This window comes from Chitinimonas arctica (assembly GCF_007431345.1).
Classification (GTDB): Bacteria; Pseudomonadota; Gammaproteobacteria; order Burkholderiales; family Chitinimonadaceae; genus Chitinimonas; species Chitinimonas arctica.
Window position 1 is genome coordinate 4,181,120 of sequence record NZ_CP041730.1, and the last position, 19,430, is coordinate 4,200,549.

Below are 19,430 nucleotides of genomic sequence, written 5' to 3' on the forward strand. Positions count from 1 at the left end.
TAAAATTTACTAAAGTAGGTGCTCCTGCAGGGTTTTGTGAAAGTTACCGGAGACGGCTATGAGCTTTATTGGATATCGCGGATACGACATTTCGCCAAATGCAATCCAAGCAATTAAGGGCGAAAGAGCTGGCTTATGGCAAGGGTCCTTTAGAATATTTAAAGGGGGAGAGCGAATTCAAATGGCGGCTATCCCCGATTGGTTTTCTGATTCAATAAAAGCTGATTTAAATGCAGTTGACATAGCTAAAGTGCTTATTGACCAATTGGAAGAAGAGGCTGCTGCGACAAAGAATGATCGATCCGATTAATGTTGAACTCGATACCCGAAAGGTAGCCGATCTCTTTCGCGCACTACCGCCCTCCGCCATGCAGGCCGCCTGGCGCCGCACGCTGCGGAAGGTGTCCACCTGGGTAAAAGGCCAAGTCGCCAAGACCGTCGCCAAGAGTACCAACGTGCCGCAAAAAGTGCTGCGCCAGCGGCTCTACTTTTTCCTGCGCTCCCGCGACGTCGGCAAGGTCTGGCTAGGCCTCAATCCCCTGCAAGCCAATCGACTCGGTACGCCTCGCCAAACCCGGCGCGGCATCACCGCCGGTAAGCACCGCTTTGCCGGCGCCTGGACGATGGCACAGCGGGCACCGACCGGACCGGTGTTCCAGCGAACCGGCAAAGCACGCTATCCCATCGCCGAGGTCAAGCTCGAATGGGATGACCCTGGCGAGGCCGCTTTTCGGCAAATTGCCGCCCAGGTGGAAGCGCGCTTGCTGGTCGTGCTGCGCCAGGAGGTGAACTACGAACTGCAGAAGGCCATCGGCCGGATAGGAAGCCATGGGACTCGATAACCTGGGCCAATTGCATGAGGCCATTGTGGCCGGACTGCGTACCAAGCTCGGACCCGCTGCCAAGACGGTCGAAGCCTATCCCGATATCGGCCGGCGCATCGATATCCCGGCGGTGTTCCTGGAGCTGTCGGAATTCGAGGCCGGTACCGACCCCGGCACCAGCGAAACCGCCCTGGTCGTGCATATCCAGGCGCGGGTGGTGGTCGATCCTAACCAGCGCCAAGCCTATCTGCTGGTGCGCGAATTGGCTGCCCGTATTGCCGTGGCGATTCAGCACGAAAACTGGGGCTTGCCCATCGGTCTGGCGACCTTGCTGCAAGCCGGCGAGGACGCCATGAAGCCCGAGCTGGATAGTTATCTGGTCTGGCTGGTCGAGTGGACCCACGAAATCCACCTAGGCAAAACCACCTGGCCTTACCCCGATGAAACTGGCCTGTCCCTGCTGCTCGGCATCTACCCCGAAACCGGCGAAGGCCGCGCTGACCGCTATTGGCCGGCCGGTGACCCCCCGCCCCCTGACTGGGGAGAAAGCCACCATGTCCGATAACTACGCCGTCAACGAGATCGACCGCCGGCTGGCCGTGCTGCTGGCGGCCGGTGCCGTCGAAGAAGTCCGCCACACTCCGCCGGCCCGCGCCAGGGTTCGCATTGGCAACTGGGTGTCGGCCTGGTTGCCCTGGACGTCGTTCGCGGCCGGCCAGGTGCGCAAGTGGCGGCCGCCCAGCAAGGGCGAGCAAGTACTGATGTTGTCCCCCAGCGGCCTGCCGGAAGGCGGGTTCATTCTGCCCGGCTTCAATACCAACCAGCACGCCCAGCCCGATCAGCGCCCGCATGCGACGGTCGAGCAGATGCCCGATGGCGCCAGGGTCGAATATGACTGGCAGGCGCATCAATACTTGGTGGAAGCCCCACCCAACGGCCGCATTGTGCTGCGAGTCGGCGCCACCGAACTGGAGTTGCGCGGCGATGGCGTCACCCTTCGTACGCCCAAGTTCGAGGGGGTGCAGGCATGAGCTACGGCATTGCCGTGACTGGCCTGGATGCAGCCGGGGGTAACCAACTGGGCGGCGGACAAAGCTGGTTCAGTGTGGATGGCCAGCCGGCTGTGCTGATCGGCGATGCCGTCGCTGGCCATGGCCTGCCGCCGCACAGCCCGGTGCCATCGATGGTGCAGGGCTCATCCTGGCTGACCCTCGACGGCCAGCCGGTCTGTCGGGCCGGCGATGCAGCTTCCTGTGGTCACTTAGCTACTGGTCGGACTTGGTTCAGCGTTGCTTAATAAGCACTCGCTTATTGATGGGAAGGGCATTGCCCGCAGATCCTAATAGGCGTGCCCCTACGTAGCATCCTTCTCATGTTTAAAAATGCAATCGAGTGTTTTGCCCGAGAAATTTATTTTTTACATTTCCAAGTATTGCGCTTCCGTCGGTGATTTAGCTGGGGATATAAAATATCAGTGAAAGCAAGCAAAGTTATACTTAAGTATAATTGTAAATTACGTAATTTTGCCTAAGAATGAATTTAGCGCAAATTAATTGTTAATTTGCCAAAAAATTAGAAATGGAAAAGTATATGCCGGTCAGCACAAGGGGGATGGTGAATAAGCGCAAGCGTGAAGAGCCAGAACAGGATAAAAAGACAGGCCCTGCAAATATGGACCTTACTGGTAAATTTAAAATACTGCCTAAAAGCTGCATAGAATCAGCGTGTCACATAATTCAGAGTATTGCAGAGAATAAATACACGCCATGGAAAAATGAGGGCACCTCCATTACCCGTACGGCAGTGTGGGCTGTTTTTGGAAATAAGATGATTTGCGTTAGCAATGGCTCGGATTTACCTAGCAAATTTACAGGGGTTACAGAATACAGTGAATTTAAAGATAAAATCATGGAAAAGCCAATTGGGCGCGGATTCATTCTTGCAAATTCCCATACAAAAGACGCGATGAGTAATATGCACCTCGGGGCTATCCTGAAAGTAAACGACGGGGATTATCATTTTTCCGATATTTCGGAGGTGGAGGGAGAGGCAGTGCGCAATATACTTGTTACGCCTAAAAGCATATTGGTAGCGCAAGCTGATGGTTTAGTAGATAAGCTTAAGAAGGTAGGTTATAAGGCTAAAAAATTCGTTCCTGGACTGTTAATCCATGAGCAAGACCCAGGTTTTTCAGAAATAAAGGCACAATTCTCGAGCAAACAAATATTTGCAGAGGATGAGCCGAAAGCCAAAAAAGCACGTGCGTAAGTTACATCCATTCTCCTGATTATGTCCCTTGCTCAGGGAGCGAAAATTTCCCCTCAACCCCAAGCGCTTGAGCTGCCAGAAACACACGAAAACCCTCCGACGCAGGTCAAATGCGCGACGATTTTGAACGGTTCATCCCACGAAGCCTGGAGTGACTGAGCAAGGGACATAATCAGGTCCATTCTAATGGCTGGTAATGATAGTTTGCATACAGAAACTGCAAGCATGATTGGATGAATTTTCTCAACTTGCAACGATTTCATGACTCCGCCTAGGCGGGGTTTTCCCTTTTTAGAGTATCACTTATGACCAATAACCAGGCTGTAATCAGTTCTATCCCAACGATTCCCCGCGCCTATCTCGATGTCGCTTTTAAATCTCGCACCCTCATCCTAGAAGACGGTCGGGCCTTTTGGGTCGAAAAGTCCCGCATCGTCACCGACATCCCCGAACTAGTCGCCTATCTGGACCAGCACGACGACTTCGAAAGCGTGGCCGCCTGATGGTCGCCCAGCCCTTTATCGGCATGCACCGCGACACCGGCCAGCCGATCTCGGGCCGGGAGCTGATCGTGCAAGGCATCCACGACATTCTCACCACCCGCATCGGCAGCCGCCGCATGCGGCCGCGCTATGGCTCGCGCTTGCCCGAGATGGTCGATCTACCGTTTAACGGCGGCCTCAAGTCAGCCATGCAGGCCGAGATCGCCGAGGCGCTCAATGCACCGCACAACTGGAGCCCATTGCTCACCGAGCCGCTGGTGCGGGTAAAGCGGGTGACGCTGCGTTCCATCGTCGATGGCCGCTTTGATTTCCTGATCGATGCCGAAATCAATGGCGAGGCTGCTTTGATCGAGGTGGCGCTATGAACAACCTCATCGATTTGGCTCGCCTGCCGCCGCCGGCGGTGATCGAGGAACTGGATTTCGAGACGATCTTCCAGGGCAAGTTGGGTCGGTTCCGTACCCTGTATCCGCAGTTCAGCGCCGTCTTGGAAACCGACCCGGTGATCAAGCTGCTGGAGCTGGCGACCTATGACGAGCTGACCCTTCGCGCCCGGATCAACGATGCCGCCCAGGCGGTGTTACTGCCCTTTGCCCGAGGCAGTGATCTGGAGCAATTGGCCGCGCTGCTGGGGGTATCGCGGTTGCTGCTTGATGCCGGCAACCCCGCCGCGCAGCCGCCGGTACCGGCCACCTACGAGGATGACGAACGCCTGCGGCTGCGTGCCCAGATGGCCTTGGAGGGCGAGACGGTGGCGGGCTCGCGCGATAGCTACGTTTTTCATGCCCTGAGCGCCGACGCGCATGTCGCCGATGTGGCGGTGGATAGTCCGGTACCGGGCACGGTGCGGGTAACGGTACTTTCGGTCGATGGCGATGGGTCGCCCGGTGCAGGCTTGCTCAGTGCGGTGGCGGCCTATCTGTCTGCCGAGGATCGCCGACCGCTGAGCGACACGGTGCAGGTGCGGGCCGCCTCACTACGTCCCTTTGCCCTCCGCGCCACGTTGTACCGCCGCCCTGGTCCCGATGGCGATCCCGCCGAAGCGGCGGCCCGTGCTGCCTTGGCGGGCTATCTGGCCGACTGCCGCAGGATCGGTCGCGATGTCCCCCGCTCGGGTCTGTATGCCGCGCTGCATGTACCTGGCATCGTGCGAGTGGATCTGCAGGAGCCTGCCCTGGATCTCTTGATGGCCGGCAACGAGGTAGCGCTCTGCACCGAGCTGGCGATTCAGGTGGTGAATAGCGATGAGCGCTAAGTTACTCCCTAGCAACGCCACTGCCCTGGAGCGGGCCGTCGCGGACAGCACCGCCTCGCCACTCGATCCATCTGTGCTGCGCACGCTGTGGTCGGCCGACCACTGCCCGGCGCCGCTCTTGCCCTACTTGGCCTGGGCCATGTCGGTGGATGGCTGGGCCTACGCCCTGACCGATGCCCAGCGCCGGCAACTGATCCGCGAATCGCTGGCCCTGCATCGTAAGAAGGGCACGCCCTGGGCAATCCAGCGGGCGCTGGGGATTCTGGGTTTTGCCGAGGCGCGCCTCATCGAGCATCCGCCCGGTGCGCATTGGGCCGAGTTCGACGTGCAGCTGATGCTGCGCAACGCCGAGGATCAAGCCGCCGTGGGCAATGCCCTGAGCGTGATTGACCTGTGGAAGCCCCAGCGTTCGCACCTGCGCCGCCTGGCTGCCATCCAACAGGTGCCCGGCACCTTGAAAGTCGCCGCCGCCACCTGCCTGGGCGAGACGTCACGCGTCATGCCTTACCAACTCCGCCTGCTATCCGCTCCCTCCCTGCCGCTCACCCTGGCTGCCACCACCACGCTCGTGGAGGTGCTGCGCATACGGCCGCGCGGCGCCCCTTTATCCCGATAGGAGCCCTATGGCCGATGTACAAAACTGGTTCACCTTGCCGACCGAGGCCGGGTTAGCCCGAATCGCCCAAGCCCTGGCGAAACAACAGACCATTGAATTGACCCAGATGGCAGTGGGCGATGGGGGCGGGGTGCCGGTGGTGCCTGATGCCAAACAGACCCGCCTCGTGCGTGAAACCTGGCGCGGTCCCATTAGCCTGGTCGCCATCGACGCGCAAAACGCTGGCTGGATTACCGCCAATATCGTGATCCCCATCGATGTCGGCGGTTTCACCATCCGCGAAATCGGCTTGTTCGATTCCACTGGCACTCTCATTGCCGTCGCGAACTGCGCCGACCGCTACAAGCCTGTCCTGAGCCAAGGCATGGGCGTCGATACGGTGATGGAGATGGTGGTCGCCCTGGGCAATGCCAGCGTGGTCAACCTCAGTATCGACCCCAGCAAGACCTTGGCTTCGCGCCAATGGGTGCTGCAGGTAATGGGTCAGCAGACCCAGCTGCCGCTGGGCGGCTTGCCCAATCAGATCCTCGTCAAAAAGACCGCCGCTGCCGGCGATGCCGAATGGCGCGATGTGCGCAGCTTGTTTAGTCGGGCGGAACGGTTTTTCCACGGCCAGATTTAGCGGGCGCTGCGGTGCCGCTTTCTTTCTATCTACTTATCCCTTGGAGCCCTATGCCGACCTTTGGCAAATTGTGTATTCCCCGCGCCGACACCTGGGAGCCGCTCTATACCGCCCAGGCCGGCGAGCAGCCGACAATCAATATCAATATGGTCAATTGCAGTGCGAACACCGTGAATGTGGGCCTCGCCATTGGCGTCGGTGGCGTGGTCAACGGTGATAGGTTGGAGTGGAAAACCCCGCTCGATCCGGAAGGCATGATCAGTAATGTGCTGGAGCGCAGCGGCATTGCCATTTCTCCCGGCGAAACCGTCTATGTACGCGCCAGCGCGGTGGGCGTGGTCGATGCCCGTGCTTTTGGATTCCCGACCTGATGGGCCGCCGTATCCTTTCGTCCACGTCTGGCAATGTGGCAGCCCGCTCGGTCTTTCCGTGGCCTGCCGCGATTCCGCGCCCCGCCGCCCAGGGCGACAACACTGGCGCCTCGGCCGGCTATCTGCCCGTGTCCTGGCTGACCGATGGCAGCGCGCTACAGGTTTTCTCGTTGCCGGGGTTTGCCTTGCTTAACCCTGCCGGAATGCCGATCTGGACCAAAGTGCTGACCGACTTTCCGTCCATCACCGCCTTGGTGCGTGAATCGATCTATTTCGATGCGGTCGATCAAGCAATCTGGTGTATGACCTATTTCACGGGTACCACGCCTGCGACGATGTACCTCAACAAGATTGTGCTGGCGACCGGAGCGCTCACAGTAGTGGGAAGCTTTTCGGCGCAGGCCAACAATGCTTTTGCCCATAACAACCACCTGCTAACCCGACCCGTCGAGGGCGCCGGCAATTTATCGCTCTACAGCGTGTCCGCCACCAATGGCAATGTGTATCGCACGACGTTCCATCCCACTACCGGTGCGATTGTGACCGGCCCGACTGTGGTGACCTCGGCGAATGGCGTGCCATTGAACAACACCGGTAACGGATTTGCCTATGTCAGTGCCGACGAATCCCTGGTGGTGTTGGCCAGCGCGAGCGTGCAGTCGGGTTCCACCAACACCGATCCCATCGTGCTGCCCTTGGCACGGAACGGTCGGCAAGCCGCCGTCATGGCGAACCAGATCGGTTTCCCGGTCAGCATGGCCAGCAACGGTGCGACGGCCTTGCTTCGCCATATTGGTGGCGGCAAGTACACGGTGTTTAGTCCTGCGGGTGGTAGGCGATTGACGGGCGGGGTGTATACGCGGCTGGCACTCGATTCGTGGTTGAACCAAGTCGCCACATTGGCAGGGATTTAAAACCATGAACAAACGTGTGCATTTCCCTATACGAAGCGACGACTCATCCGGATTAATTGTGTATCCGGACCAGATTCGCTTCTTTGCCAATGCCGATCTGGCCGCCATGCCAGGCCATATCATCGCCGACTACAGCGGCAGCCTCGATCTGCCCCTCTATGGTCTACCCAGGCCAACCGTCCGCCCGCTACTGGTCATTACCCAGGTCACCAGCGACCGACCCAATCAAAGCACCGTAGCCCTGGATCGCCATGAGGTGATCTGCCCGCAGGGCGCAACGCTGAGCTTTACCGCAGAGTTGCGCGACGAGGCGGGGGCGGTGCTGCCGCTAAGCGACAGCTTTCGATTGCCGATCCGCCAGCACGGTGGCCGCGATGGCTTGCTGCTGGCGACCATGGCGGAAGGTGTCGTGACCGTGACCGCGCCGTTTACCGTGCCGGGTGACGATGGCGCCTGGCAGGTCGATGAGACGGCTATCAATGCCGGTTTGCCGGAAGCTGCACAGATGCGCTTTGCCGGTATTACGGTCAGCGTGTTCCGCGCCTAGGCCGCCCTGCGTTCCGCCAGGAAGCGGGTTTCACCAGCATCGATGTTCAGCAGCAGGAACTTGATACGAGGATCACCCGCCGGGTAGCGATTGGCATCGCGTAAGAAGTACAGATAGCCATGCCTAGGCACGGTTTGATAGCCCGGGATAATCATCATATGGTCGAAGCGCTCGGATATCCGTGTAATGGTCTCGATCAACGACATGGCTGTCACGCGGGAACCGGCCACGGCAACGATGCCGTGCTGTTGCAAGGCTGAGATGACATCGTCGGTTGCGTCATGGGCATCAAAGATCTGCATGGGGACTCCTCCTAGGTATGGGCGGGTCACTGCTAAGCCATCAAGCAAGAGAAACACGACAAGGTCATCCTGACTCGGACAGACATGCCTCTCCTTGTCGAACACAGCACCTTCATAAAATGCATTAGCAGAATCTAATGCAAAGCATTGTCCTGCGCATCACCCAGATGGAGGAAAGCGCACCCGTCCGCGCTTGAATCACCCATGCCGTCCCTTTAACCAGCCTGCCCGCCCACTGCGGGCTTTTTCAATTGGAACTTCATGCCCAGTCTGAGTTTTTTCCACGGGGTGACCGTGACCCTGGTCGATACAGGCCCGCGCCCCATCGCCATCCCGTCCTCGTCCATCATTGGCCTGGTCGATACCTTTACCCCCGCCGAGGGGCTGGCCGCCCCCAATCAACCGATCCTCCTGACCAGTTACCGCGAGGCGGTCCTCAAGTTTGGCGCCGGCAGTAATCTGGCGAAGGCCGCGCGAGGGATCTATGCCCAGGCGGCTGCCGTGATCGTGGCGGTCGGTGTGCCCAGTGTCGCCGATGGCGCCGCGCTGACTAGCGCAATCATCGGCGGGGTGACCCAGGCCGGCTTACGTACCGGCATGCAGGCGCTACTGGATGGCAAAAGCCGCCACAATGCGCAGCCACGGCTAATCGTTTGTCCCGGCCATTCGGCCAAGCAGCCGGTCGCGTCTGCCATGGATAGCCTGGCGGCCAAGTTGAAAGCGGTGGCTATCGTCGATGGGCCGAATACCGACGATGAAGCCGCCATCGCTTACTTCACCAACTTTGGTTCTAAACGCATCTATGCCGTCGATCCAGGGCTGAAGATCTGGGATACCACCGCGAATGCCGAGGTGGTGGTGCCGGCTTCTCCCTATGCAGCTGGCCTGTTCGCGCGGACCGACAAGGAATACGGCTTTTGGGCCAGCCCGTCGAATAAGGAGTTCGTCGAAGTGACCGGTACCGGCCGTCCCGTCGAGTTTCTCGATGGTGACGAGACCTGCCGCGCCAACCTGCTCAATGCCGCCCATATCACCACGATTATCCGCGACGGTGGCTTCCGGCTATGGGGCAACCGTACCCTGTCGGCCGACCCCAAGTGGTCGTTTGTGACCCGCGTGCGTACGCTCGATATCGTCATGGACGCCATTCTCTACGGCCACAAGTGGGCGGTGGACCGGAGTATCACTAAGACCTACGTCAAGGACGTCACGGAAGGGCTGCAGGCCTTTATGCGTGACCTGAAGGCCCAGGGCGCGATTATCAATTTCGAGGTCTATCCGGATCTGGAACTGAATACCGCCAGCCAGTTGGAACAAGGCAGGGTGTACTGGAATATCCGCTTTACCGATGTGCCACCGGCGGAAAACCCCATTTTTAGGGTCGAGGTGACCAATCAATGGATCACCGAAGTCCTCAACACCAATAAATAAGGGAGGACGCAATGATTCCGCAGACCTTGTACAACATGAATGCCTTTATCGACGGCAAGGGCTACGCCGGCCTGGCGATGTCGGTGACACCACCCAAGCTCAAGCTCAAGACCGACGACCACCGCCCCGGCGGCTCGGATGCTGCCATCAAGATGGATATGGGCATGGAGACGCTGGAAGGCAGCTTTACCCTATCCGGCCTGGATGCCGGCGCGCTGAAGTTCTTTGGCTTGGCCGATCAGACCGCCTTCAATGGCAGCTTCCGAGGTGCCTTCAAGGATCAGAAAGGCGCCGTGGTCGCCGCCATTATCAGCATGCGCGGCATGCTGGAAGAGCTGGATATGGGCGACTGGAAGCCGGGCGAGAAGTCGGAGAACAAGTTCGGCATTGCACTCAGCTATTACAAGCTGGAGCTGGATGGCAAGGTCATGTATGAGATCGAGCCACTGGCCTGCAAGCGCGTGATCGATGGGGTGGATCAATTGGAGCAGGTACGCGAAGCCCTGGGCATCTGATCCCTTCGCGATGTAATTCAATGTTCATAAAGGGTGATGTTTTTACGGTTCAAATAGGCGGTGAGCGTCGACCAGCTATATGAATTATCCGCAGTATCGAATTCCATGCGAAACGGATGACCATTTTCCGCCCACCATTGCGCCCCGCTGGGCAATGCGAATAATTGCTGTAAAGTTCGGACATTGCTAAACTCGCCTGCGCTAAAACCAATGCGGGCACGGATATCGAATGGTAGGGTGGAAATAAAGCCGAATTTTATCCAAACCAATTCGCTGTCCAATTGCTCGGCCCCCTGGATGCCGCCTGCTACAGGCATGACAATCCTTCTTGCGCCCAGCGCCTTGGCCGCTAACGCCTGCCGCGCAAATATACGGATACCCAGGCCGCATTTCCGCTTTTCTTTTTTAATACTGAGCCCATGGTTTTCCATCCAAAATCGTCCATTATCAAAATGGAGGATGCGCTCGGTTTTACTGAGTAGCACGGGATGGCTGATTAAAAATGAAGCGGCGGTGGCCGTGATACGTAAATCAATCCGTGATCCGTCCATTGCCCCGGTCAATTCCGCTGCGAGGGAGGTATCGATGTAGTGCCCTTCGAACATGTGGCTTCCATCGCACACTAATCCCACTTCGTTGTTAAAAAGCGACTTCGTCAGATTGTCACGATTGTCCATGATGTTTCTGCACTTGAGCCATCGAAAACAAATCGATTGATCCTTTAATTTCTAGCAAAACTTGCTTTTCAACGCCAGGTATTTTTACCCAAGGATCCGTAATATGAACCAAACTCATTCGCAACAAATAATTGCCGGCCATATCACGGTGCAATTACGCCAAGCCACCACCTTTAATGGCGTGCTGCGCGATAGCCTCACCCTACGCGCTCCGCTGGTACGCGATATCCGCAATGCCCAGCGCCTGACGAGCGACGAAACGGAGCGCGAGATGCAACTGTTCGCCTCCCTCGCCGAAGTGTCGGTCGCCGAGCTGGAGGGCATGGCCTGGCGCGATTACCGTCGCCTGCAGGAGGCGTATTTTCGCCTGGCAGCCGATGACGATACTGGCGCCGGACCAACTGCGCCGATTGCTGCAACGGCTGGCTAAGGAGCTGCATTTCCAGCCGTCCGAGATTGAGCGCCTGCCGCTCGATGACGTGCTGTGGTGGCTGGGCGGCGAGGCGTAAAACAAGGAGACAAGATGGCGAGAGAAATCGCGCTCGGCCTGGTCATCGGTGGCGCGGTCGGCGCCTCGCTGGGTAAGGCATTCGCAGAGACCAAGGGCAAGGTCGCCGATCTACAGCGGCGCACCCAGGATGCCAAGCTGTGGCACAAGGTGATCGGCGAGACGCGGCAGCTGCAACGGGAATTCAATACGCTGCATCGCACCGGTAGTGCGGCGGCCGAAGGCGTACGTCGCAAGCTGGACGGCAATATCGCCACCTTGCGCCAGGCCGGCATCGAGGTGGAACGGCTGGAACAACACTATCGCCGGCTGGGTCGCACTGCACGCGGCTTGGAACTACAGGCGGCTGGCCGACAGCGGATCGGCGCCGGCATGGAAGCGGGTAAATCTGCCATGGCCGATGCCGGCAAGTTCGCCCTGGGCATGGCGGCCCCGGTCATGGTCAGCGCCGACTATCGTGCCATCGTCCGCGATATCGCCATCAAGGGCGGCATTGCCCGTACCGCCGAAGAGGAGAAGCTGTCGCGCGGCATTGTCAGAGCATCGGCTGATAGCGGCATGGCCCGCAACGATGTCGCCCAGGCGGTGAACGTGATGGTGGGCGGCGGGATGACGCGGCAGCAAGCCTTGGCCTACGCGCCCGATGCGGCCAAGTTTTCGATTGGACAGGCATCGGAAGGGACCGACACCGCCAAGTTGATCCAGGCGCTGGCGCAGAATGCCAAGATCGGCGACCCGGAGGGGATGCGCAAAGCGCTGAACAGCATCGCCTACCTGGGTAAGGCCGGTTCGTTCGAGTCGAATGACATGGCCCGCTGGTTCCCCGAGCTGCTGGCCGAGATGCAGAAGGTCGGTATCGTCGGGCAGGAGTCCATCTCCAGCCTGGGCGCCATGCTGCAAGTCCAGATGAAGACTGCCGGCTCCGCCGACCAGGCCGCCAACAATCTGAAGAACTGGTTTTCCAAGATCGGTTCGGAAGAAACGAAGAAGCAGTACAAGGATGCCGGCATCGATTACGAGGCCAAGATGCGAGAAGCCATCGGCAAAGGCTGGAACACGGTCGAGGCCTCCTTCGTGTTGGCCCGCGCCTATGTCGAGCGGATCGACCCGACCAAGGCCAAGCAACTGGCCGAGGCAGCCAAGCAGATCGCGCAGCAAGACCCGTCCAATCAGCAGGCCATGCTGAAAGCCTTTGCCGAGACCATGAAAACCGGCGATCTGTTTGCGGACATGCAAGTGAAGGCAGCCCTCACGGCGTATATGCAAAACAGCGCGCTCTACGCCAATCTCAAGCGCGACTCAAAGGCTGCCAGCAAGGATATCGAGAAGGATCTCGCTGACCGCCGCGCCAGTGCCAAGCAACTATGGAGCGAGGTTGGCCAAGCCTGGGACGACGCCGTGCGCCGCGTGGGCGATGCGCTGCAACCGCTATCCGATACGGTGGGTAGGGCCTTACGCGGGATCGGGCAAGGCATCGGTACCTTCGCCAGTGCGGTGCCGCAGGCGACCGCCGCCTTGGCCGTGCTGGGCGCCTCGCTGATTGCCTGGAAGGGCATGAAGGCCGGCGCGCAGATCGGCCGCGGGGCCTTCGATCTGGCGCGCGGTGGGCTGCTGGCTGGTCGGGGTCGGCTACCTGGCCGGCTGGGTCAACTGGCCGAACGGGCGGGTAACGCGGTCGGTGCTGCCAATGCCCAGGCGGTGTATGTCACCAATTGGCCGGCAGGTGGCTTAGGCAGTGGTGGTATCGATCTGCCCAATCGCCACACGCCAGGTGGCACCCAGCCTGTCGGTCGAATGGGCCGCGCCTGGCAAGCGGTACGCGGTGCAGGGGAACGGATCGTCGGCGGCGGCCTGAATCTCCTGGGCAATGCGGGCCGCCCCGGTCTGGCCCTCGCTTCGATGGGCAGCGTCGCCAGCATGGCACCCACCCTGGGTTCTATCGCAGGTAGCGGCTCGGCTGGTTTGATTGCCACTTCCGGCGGCATGGTCGCGGGTGCTGGGGCTGCTGGCTATGGCGTCGGTACCCTAATCAACAAGGGCGTGGGCAAGGTCACTGGCGGCGGCGATGGCTGGGCAGGTGGAGGTCTATTTCAGCAGCTGCATGGCGAGGAACTGCGCCAACTCAATGCGCCGATATCGCTGGCCGAGGTCAATGCCTTGCGCGCCAAGCAGGGCAAGCCCGCAGTAACCAGTCTGTCCACGGCGCAGCCTGCATCGGCGACCAAGCCGGTACCGACCACGAACCAGCAACTCACCTTCGCCCCAAATCTGGCCATCACCGTCCAGGGCGACGTCAAAGACCCGCGCGCCCTGGCTGCCGAGCTGATGCCGCATCTCAAACGGATGTTCGAAGACTACCGCGCCCAGGTCGCACGCGGCGCCCTGCATGACGCCGCCCACGTTTAAGGAAACCACATGGCACTCGTTCAAGCAATCGGCCAAGCCGCCACACGCGCAGCGGCGGCCGCCGGCCGGGTCGGACTGGTCGCGGCGAAGCTGGCGCAAGATCCTGGGCAGGGTGCGGCGATGCTGCAATCGGTCGGTGGGCAAGCGGTGTCTGATATCCAGGCAGCCACCTCGGGCTTGTCCCAGCTGCGCGGTACCGAGCAAACGCTTGCCGATACCGATCGGTCGGCCATGGGCCGCGCGTATGGCGCCCTGGATAATGCTGTGGTGGCGATTCAGGACAAAGGCGGCCGCATTGTTGCTGCGGTCTCCCAGGCCAGCAGTGCGACCCAGCAGATTGCCAAGCAACTGGCGGAAGCGGGCCAAGCCCTGAAGCAGGCCAATACCCGCGCCCAACAGCAGCATCCCTTGGCCGCCGGCCCGGTACCGACCGCTACACCGTCGCCGACCACCCAGCGCGCGGCAACCACGTCGCCTTTCACCGGCGCCACCGGCCCCGCTTCGCACCTGCTGATCCTCACTGCGCCGAGCGGTACCTTCTATTTCAACCTCAGCACCGCCGCGCACGACAGTGTGAAGCGCCAGACGGCCTACAACGTCGCCAGCCAGGACCGGCTGACGCGCCGGCCTGCGTTGCAAGCGGTCAGCCAGGGCGGGGAAACCATCACCTTGTCCGGCGCCATCTTTACCGCTGCCAATTTCGGTACCGGCGCGCCGGGTATCGGGCAACTCAATCGGCTGCGCAAGATCGGCTACGCCCTGGAGCCCGTCACGCTGACCACCGGCTTCGGTGAAGTCCTGGGCCGCTGGTACCTGACCAAGATCGACGAAGAGCAGGCCGGCCTGCTGGCGAATGGTGCCCCTCGCAAGCAAACCTTTACCTTGGAGTTCCAGCGCTATGGCGAGGACTATACGAACGGCTGAGGGCGATATCCTCGATACCCTGTGCCAACTGATCTACGGCTATCTGGATGGGACGGTGGAAACCGTCCTGGCCGCTAACCCCGGCTTGGCGGCCCAGGCGCAGCCTTATCCGTCCGGCCTGCTGATCACGTTTCCGGATCTGCCTGCCCGCCGGCAGGATGCGATCCAGCTGTGGGCCTAGGCATGAAGCCCGACTTTCAAGTGCTGGCCGACGAACATGACATTACCGCCCTGATCCGCGACCGGCTGATCGAAATCCGCGTGACCGATAAACCCGGCCTGGATTCGGACAGCTGCGAGATCGAGCTGGATGACCGAGATGGGAAGCTGACGTTTCCGCGCAAGGGGGCGGTATTGGCGGTATCGTTGGGCTGGGTAGGCGAAGGCTTGAATCGCCTGGGCCGCTATCGGGTGGATGAGATCGAGGTGAAAGGCCCGCCGGCCGCCATCCTGATCCGTTGCAAAGCGGCTGATGTGAGCGAAGACAGCAAGACGCACCGGCGTAACAGCTGGGAGGACACCAGCCTATCCACCATCGTGGGCGATATCGCCGGCCGGCATGGCTGGCAACCGGTGTGTGCCGTGCAAGCGGAGATCGTGCGGGCCGATCAAGTGGGCGAAAGCGATCTGCACTTTCTGACGCGCTTGGCACGGCTGCACAACGCCACCGCCACTGTTAAAGCCGGCAAGTTGCTGGTCCTCACGCGTGATAGTAGGCAACAGGCCAGCGGCGGGAGCATGGCCGAGCTGGCCATTTCACCGGCGCAATGCCACAGCTATTCGCTGGTGTTTCCGGATCGACCCGCCCATGCCAAGGTTCGGACCCAGTGGCACGATCCCAAGTTAGGCCAGCCGGTACCGCTGGTCTTGCCTAACCCCTCTGCGCCACCAGGTGCGACAGCGATCCATATCGACCGCCATATCTACGCCAATCCGCAGGCAGCCCGCGACGCGGCCGATAGCCGGCTGGGTGCCCTCAATCGCGCCACCGCCAGCGGCCATCTGGTCCTGGCGCGTGGCGATGCCCGTGTATGTGCCGAGCGTAAAGTGCGTCTAAAGGGCTTTAAACCGCAGGTGGATGGTGTCTTTCTGGCCGAAAGTGTGGAACACGCCTATTCGCATACTGGCTGGATCACCACCGTGCAACTGAACGCCGGCAATGCCGGTAAGCCCCAGGTCGGCCGCACCAGCCAAACGGATCTGCCTATCCCCGCGCCGCCCCGCTAGCCCGCAATCCCAGACAGTGTGCCCCGCCGCGTGCGGGGTTTTTTATTGCCGATGCCCTTGGAGGTACCTTTGCAACATCCCATCCCACCCGATCGCTGGCGCGAGCAGGTCGATCACAAATTGGCCGATCTCTCGGCCCAAGTGCAGCAAAATACCGCCATCACCAGCGAGGTGCGCGAGATCCTCGATACCGTACGCGGCGGCATGCGCGTACTGGAAGTGCTGGGCACCGTCGCCAAGTGGGTGACGCCCATTGTGATGCTGGTGACCGCTGTGCTGGCCTTTATCCATCAGCTGGGCTCGGGAAATAAGCCATGAGTACCCGGCTGCGCATTCTCACTGCCAGCACCGCCGCCGTGCTGGCCCTCGCCACGCCCTTCGTCATCCAATGGGAAGGCAAGCGCAATCGAACCTATCTCGATGTTGCCGGTATCCCCACGGCCTGCATGGGCCAGACTGGCGAGCGGATCAAAATCGGTGCGACTTACAGCGATGCCACCTGCGAGGCCTGGCTCCGCGAGGAACTGACCGAGACCTACGCCGCTGTCAGCCGCTGCATTGCCGTTCCCATGACGCCAAATCAGGCCGCCGCGCTGACCGCCTTCGCATACAACGTCGGTTCTACAGGCGCCTGCCAATCCGCTGCTGCTCGCTATGCTCGACAGAGTGACTGGGGAAAGGCGTGCCGCGCGATCCAGATCAACGATGCCGGCCAGCCGGCCTGGTCGTATGTGACCGACGCAAAGATCGGCAATAAGGTCTACGTGCAAGGTTTGGCGAATCGTCGTGCGGCAGAGCGGGCGCTGTGCGAAGGCAGGGTACGGCATGCAGTTTAGTCTGTTGCCCTGGTACTGGCGTTGGGGTGCGATGTTGACCCTAGCCACCAGTCTTTACGCGCTGGGACGCCTTCATGGCCAGCAAGCCGAACACGCCCAAGACAACGATGCGGCACGAGCCGCCCTGGTTCGCGTGATTCGCATCCAGCGCAAGCAAGCGGCGATCAGCCAGATCGTTGCCGAGCAACACGAAACCGGCCGAACCCGTGACGGGGTCGTTTACCGAACCATTGAAAAGGAGGTGATTCGCTATGTGGCGAGTCCCGATCATGCTGTGTGCCATCTGGATCGCGAGTGGCTGCGCCTCCACGACGCCGCAGCCCTGTCCGTCCTTCCCCAGCCCACCGGCAGCGCTGATGCGGCCGCCAGCGACTCTACAAGCGATGACGCCCTTCAAACCATCACCGACAACTACCAAGCCTGCCAAGACAACGCGCGGCAACTAGCTGATTTACAGGCTTGGGTGCATCAGCAGTTGCATCACTAGCGCGACTACCCGTCATTCTATTGCGCCGAGGATGGCGTATAAGCGAAGGGTCGGCAAAACGCAGGCGGCTGAACAAAGGGCAAGACCGTACTTACACGTTGAAGTGCTTCACTTCCTCTCGCATGGCGGTCGCCAGCACGGTCAATCCCTGTGCCGAGGCAGCAGTTGCGGAAGCGGCGGCAGTATTTTCTTCTGACATCTGCGCCACTTGCTCCACGCGGGAGGCAATTTGGGTACTTGCTGTCGTTTGCTCTTTCAACGCCGTGTTAATCACGCCGACGGCATCCTCGACGACCGCTGCGCTCTTCGTGATTCGCTCTATCGCACTGCGTGCCTGTTCCGCAGACGCCACCACACTGCCTACTTTCTCCACGGTAATATTCATCCCCGCCACCGACTCGGTGGTATGAGATCTGATCTGCTCTATCATTTGCGCAATTTCCTTGGTGGCCCCGCTGGTGCGCTCGGCCAATTTACGTACCTCATCGGCCACAACGGCGAAGCCACGGCCATATTCCCCCGCACGGGCGGCTTCGATGGCCGCATTCAAAGCCAGTAGATTGGTTTGGTCCGCCACTTCGCGGATCACGGCAACGATGCCGCTGATATGCTTGGATTGCTCTCCTAGTTCGCTGATCGTCGTCGCCGTCGAGCGGATGCTCGCCGCAATATCGCGGATATCGGTTGCCGTCTGTTGGATAACCAGTGTGCCTTCCTGCGACAGTTTCCCTGCGTTCACAGAAGCTCGCCCCGCATCATCGGTGTTGTCGCTGACCTGGCTGATGCTGACCGTCAATTGTTCTACCACCGCCGCCATGGCCGCAGTCGTTTCACTTTGTTGGCTGGAGGCTTGAGATACCTGTGTTGAACTGGTCGCCAATGCATCTGCGGCATTCGCCAACTCATTCGCATGGTCGCGCGTACTGGTGATTGTTTTGTGCAAGGATTGCTGCATCAGGGCCAAAGCATTCAGCATCTGGCCCGTTTCGCTTTTACCTCCGGTTTCAATGGCATGAGTAAGATCACCGGCAGCCACGGCTTGCGCTGCCGCGAGCGCTTGGCGAACGGGCCGCAAGATGCTCGCCGCGACCAGCCAGCCGATGACGGCGGCAAGGCTTGCCATCACGGCTATCGCTGCGAAGAGGAGATTGCGGGTGCTGCGCTGATGGCTGATCCTCGCCGCGATGAGATCATCGAGTTGCTGCATGGCGGCATGCGTAAGCTTGAACTCTACGTCGATGGACTGGGTAAAGAACGCGATGTAGTCGGGCGCGGGATAGTCAAGCGTATCCATGCTGGCAACCTTGCTCCGAGCGAGTTCAGCGGCATCGCGGGCATTTTTACTTCCCTCGACCACCAAGGCACCCATCTTCGCTTGAAGGTCACTGTTCGCGGCAATAGCCTTCTTCAGCGTATTCTCCATCCGTTCCGTGCCGGAGCGGGCCGTTGATAGCAGGCCATACATGACGGCTTTGCCATTCTGATCGATCTGCTTGGTGGCAAGCAGGCCTGCTCCCTTTGCGCGCAACTGGCCCAAGTTCTCCGCGAGCGTAGGAAGGTCTACATAAACCGCGCGCATCAAATAATAGGTGTCGGCGTCCGGGTCTAAGGAAAGGCCGAATTGATCCGCGATCTGTTCGACGACCTTGAGCAGGTAGACACAAAGCGCGGTGTGTTGCTGATAACTTTGCGGCACGTCAATGCTGCGCGCCGCCACGCCGCCGCTCAATCCTTGCCAATCGGCCCGCACCTTTTGCAGCTGCTCCTTGAGGTCACCGGATTGGTCTTTCAGCTGGGTTTCCAGCAGGGCGAGCGTTTTTTCGACTTCTTCCTGCTTCGCTTGTCGCTTATCGGCAAGTTGGCTTGCACCAAGAAATGCAGCCGAGAGTCCACGGTGCTGTTGAACCTGTTGCAATAGATTGAGCGCGGTTTTCCCTGGGCCGATGCCGAGTTGCTCGTTCAAAGAGACATCGATGACAGTGTTTGCATGATTGAAATACAGATAGATCGGCGGGAGTGCCAAGCCGATCCCCAATGCCGCCAGGATGATAAATTTCTGCCACATCATCAGCCGGTCAAGAAATGTTCTCAGCATTGCCATTACCTCGCTTGTTGCCTACAAGCTAGGTATAGATAGGCAGACTCGTCTCCTCAAGACAGGATCAGGCGTGCCCTGCCTGCTAATCGACAACCTCGC

At 59.8% G+C, this 19,430-nt stretch carries 27 protein-coding genes; 24 read left to right on the forward strand and 3 right to left on the reverse strand.

Annotated features, from left to right (window positions below):
* The first annotated feature begins 58 nt into the window (after positions 1 to 58).
* The 14 genes from FNU76_RS19170 to FNU76_RS19235 all read left to right on the forward strand — a co-directional run bounded on the left by FNU76_RS19170 (position 59) and on the right by FNU76_RS19235 (position 7,920).
* Positions 59 to 310: a hypothetical protein gene (locus FNU76_RS19170; RefSeq protein ID WP_144279683.1), complete on the forward strand. Its 252-nt coding sequence runs from the start codon at positions 59 to 61 to the stop codon at positions 308 to 310.
* Positions 294 to 842, forward strand: a complete 549-nt coding sequence (locus FNU76_RS19175) for a phage tail protein (protein ID WP_308418571.1) — start codon at positions 294 to 296, stop codon at positions 840 to 842. Before FNU76_RS19170 ends, FNU76_RS19175 begins: the two co-directional genes overlap by 17 nt.
* Entirely contained in the window at positions 829 to 1,389 is a 561-nt protein-coding gene (locus tag FNU76_RS19180) for a hypothetical protein (protein WP_144279684.1), read from the forward strand. Before FNU76_RS19175 ends, FNU76_RS19180 begins: the two co-directional genes overlap by 14 nt.
* Complete coding sequence (locus tag FNU76_RS19185; protein WP_179958196.1) at positions 1,379 to 1,855, forward strand: phage baseplate assembly protein V; 477 nt, start codon at positions 1,379 to 1,381, stop codon at positions 1,853 to 1,855. Before FNU76_RS19180 ends, FNU76_RS19185 begins: the two co-directional genes overlap by 11 nt.
* Positions 1,852 to 2,121, forward strand: coding sequence for a PAAR domain-containing protein (locus FNU76_RS19190; protein WP_144279686.1), 270 nt, complete (start codon positions 1,852 to 1,854; stop codon positions 2,119 to 2,121). The genes FNU76_RS19185 and FNU76_RS19190 overlap by 4 nt, the downstream gene beginning before the upstream one ends.
* A 293-nt stretch (positions 2,122 to 2,414) precedes the next feature.
* Positions 2,415 to 3,092, forward strand: a complete 678-nt coding sequence (locus FNU76_RS19195) for a hypothetical protein (RefSeq protein ID WP_144279687.1) — start codon at positions 2,415 to 2,417, stop codon at positions 3,090 to 3,092.
* Positions 3,093 to 3,397: 305 nt separating this feature from the next.
* Entirely contained in the window at positions 3,398 to 3,595 is a 198-nt protein-coding gene (locus FNU76_RS19200; protein WP_144279688.1) for a hypothetical protein, read from the forward strand.
* Positions 3,595 to 3,960: a GPW/gp25 family protein gene (locus tag FNU76_RS19205; RefSeq protein ID WP_144279689.1), complete on the forward strand. Its 366-nt coding sequence runs from the start codon at positions 3,595 to 3,597 to the stop codon at positions 3,958 to 3,960. Before FNU76_RS19200 ends, FNU76_RS19205 begins: the two co-directional genes overlap by 1 nt.
* The gene (locus tag FNU76_RS19210; RefSeq protein ID WP_144279690.1) at positions 3,957 to 4,850 is read left to right on the forward strand and encodes a baseplate assembly protein; all 894 of its coding nucleotides are present in this window, start codon (positions 3,957 to 3,959) and stop codon (positions 4,848 to 4,850) included. The genes FNU76_RS19205 and FNU76_RS19210 overlap by 4 nt, the downstream gene beginning before the upstream one ends.
* Positions 4,840 to 5,466 (forward strand): phage tail protein I, encoded by a 627-nt coding sequence (locus tag FNU76_RS19215; RefSeq protein WP_144279691.1) that lies wholly within the window; start codon positions 4,840 to 4,842, stop codon positions 5,464 to 5,466. The genes FNU76_RS19210 and FNU76_RS19215 overlap by 11 nt, the downstream gene beginning before the upstream one ends.
* 7 nt (positions 5,467 to 5,473) lie before the next feature.
* The gene (locus FNU76_RS19220; protein WP_144279692.1) at positions 5,474 to 6,088 is read left to right on the forward strand and encodes a phage tail protein; all 615 of its coding nucleotides are present in this window, start codon (positions 5,474 to 5,476) and stop codon (positions 6,086 to 6,088) included.
* A 50-nt stretch (positions 6,089 to 6,138) separates the two neighbouring features.
* Positions 6,139 to 6,459: a hypothetical protein gene (locus FNU76_RS19225; protein WP_144279693.1), complete on the forward strand. Its 321-nt coding sequence runs from the start codon at positions 6,139 to 6,141 to the stop codon at positions 6,457 to 6,459.
* Positions 6,459 to 7,373 carry a hypothetical protein gene (locus FNU76_RS19230; protein WP_144279694.1) on the forward strand — a complete coding sequence of 305 codons (915 nt, stop codon included), beginning with the start codon at positions 6,459 to 6,461 and terminating at the stop codon, positions 7,371 to 7,373. The genes FNU76_RS19225 and FNU76_RS19230 overlap by 1 nt, the downstream gene beginning before the upstream one ends.
* A gap of 4 nt (positions 7,374 to 7,377) precedes the next feature.
* Positions 7,378 to 7,920: a hypothetical protein gene (locus tag FNU76_RS19235; RefSeq protein WP_144279695.1), complete on the forward strand. Its 543-nt coding sequence runs from the start codon at positions 7,378 to 7,380 to the stop codon at positions 7,918 to 7,920.
* Here FNU76_RS19235 and FNU76_RS19240 read toward each other — a convergent pair.
* Complete coding sequence (locus FNU76_RS19240) at positions 7,917 to 8,222, reverse strand: hypothetical protein (protein WP_144279696.1); 306 nt, start codon at positions 8,220 to 8,222, stop codon at positions 7,917 to 7,919. The two genes, FNU76_RS19235 and FNU76_RS19240, sit on opposite strands and share 4 nt — an antisense overlap.
* A gap of 261 nt (positions 8,223 to 8,483) precedes the next feature.
* Between FNU76_RS19240 and FNU76_RS19245 the strand changes: the two genes are divergently transcribed.
* Positions 8,484 to 9,653: a phage tail sheath C-terminal domain-containing protein gene (locus FNU76_RS19245; protein WP_144279697.1), complete on the forward strand. Its 1,170-nt coding sequence runs from the start codon at positions 8,484 to 8,486 to the stop codon at positions 9,651 to 9,653.
* 11 nt (positions 9,654 to 9,664) lie between these two features.
* A complete protein-coding gene (locus FNU76_RS19250) occupies positions 9,665 to 10,168 on the forward strand; it encodes a phage major tail tube protein (RefSeq protein WP_144279698.1) in 504 nt (167 codons plus the stop codon).
* A 17-nt stretch (positions 10,169 to 10,185) separates the two neighbouring features.
* Here FNU76_RS19250 and FNU76_RS19255 read toward each other — a convergent pair whose 3' ends face one another.
* Positions 10,186 to 10,845 carry a hypothetical protein gene (locus FNU76_RS19255; RefSeq protein ID WP_144279699.1) on the reverse strand — a complete coding sequence of 220 codons (660 nt, stop codon included), beginning with the start codon at positions 10,843 to 10,845 and terminating at the stop codon, positions 10,186 to 10,188.
* 103 nt (positions 10,846 to 10,948) lie between these two features.
* Between FNU76_RS19255 and FNU76_RS19260 the strand changes: the two genes are divergently transcribed.
* From FNU76_RS19260 to FNU76_RS24185, 8 genes are all read left to right on the forward strand, one after another.
* Positions 10,949 to 11,275 carry a phage tail assembly protein gene (locus FNU76_RS19260; protein ID WP_144279700.1) on the forward strand — a complete coding sequence of 109 codons (327 nt, stop codon included), beginning with the start codon at positions 10,949 to 10,951 and terminating at the stop codon, positions 11,273 to 11,275.
* A 93-nt stretch (positions 11,276 to 11,368) separates the two neighbouring features.
* On the forward strand, positions 11,369 to 13,759 hold the full coding sequence (locus FNU76_RS19265; protein ID WP_144279701.1) for a phage tail tape measure protein: 2,391 nt from the start codon (positions 11,369 to 11,371) through the stop codon (positions 13,757 to 13,759).
* A gap of 9 nt (positions 13,760 to 13,768) precedes the next feature.
* Positions 13,769 to 14,683 carry a phage tail protein gene (locus tag FNU76_RS19270; protein ID WP_223879096.1) on the forward strand — a complete coding sequence of 305 codons (915 nt, stop codon included), beginning with the start codon at positions 13,769 to 13,771 and terminating at the stop codon, positions 14,681 to 14,683.
* Positions 14,658 to 14,864 (forward strand): tail protein X, encoded by a 207-nt coding sequence (locus FNU76_RS19275; protein WP_144279702.1) that lies wholly within the window; start codon positions 14,658 to 14,660, stop codon positions 14,862 to 14,864. Before FNU76_RS19270 ends, FNU76_RS19275 begins: the two co-directional genes overlap by 26 nt.
* Before the next feature lie 2 nt (positions 14,865 to 14,866).
* The gene (locus FNU76_RS19280) at positions 14,867 to 15,910 is read left to right on the forward strand and encodes a phage late control D family protein (RefSeq protein ID WP_144279703.1); all 1,044 of its coding nucleotides are present in this window, start codon (positions 14,867 to 14,869) and stop codon (positions 15,908 to 15,910) included.
* 69 nt (positions 15,911 to 15,979) lie between these two features.
* Positions 15,980 to 16,228: a hypothetical protein gene (locus tag FNU76_RS19285; RefSeq protein WP_144279704.1), complete on the forward strand. Its 249-nt coding sequence runs from the start codon at positions 15,980 to 15,982 to the stop codon at positions 16,226 to 16,228.
* On the forward strand, positions 16,225 to 16,746 hold the full coding sequence (locus FNU76_RS19290) for a lysozyme (RefSeq protein WP_144279705.1): 522 nt from the start codon (positions 16,225 to 16,227) through the stop codon (positions 16,744 to 16,746). The genes FNU76_RS19285 and FNU76_RS19290 overlap by 4 nt, the downstream gene beginning before the upstream one ends.
* Positions 16,736 to 17,233 (forward strand): hypothetical protein, encoded by a 498-nt coding sequence (locus FNU76_RS24185; protein ID WP_179958197.1) that lies wholly within the window; start codon positions 16,736 to 16,738, stop codon positions 17,231 to 17,233. The genes FNU76_RS19290 and FNU76_RS24185 overlap by 11 nt, the downstream gene beginning before the upstream one ends.
* A gap of 91 nt (positions 17,234 to 17,324) precedes the next feature.
* Here the strand turns inward: FNU76_RS24185 and FNU76_RS19305 are convergent, their stop codons facing one another.
* Complete coding sequence (locus FNU76_RS19305) at positions 17,325 to 19,328, reverse strand: methyl-accepting chemotaxis protein (protein WP_179958198.1); 2,004 nt, start codon at positions 19,326 to 19,328, stop codon at positions 17,325 to 17,327.
* Positions 19,329 to 19,430: the final 102 nt, after the last annotated feature.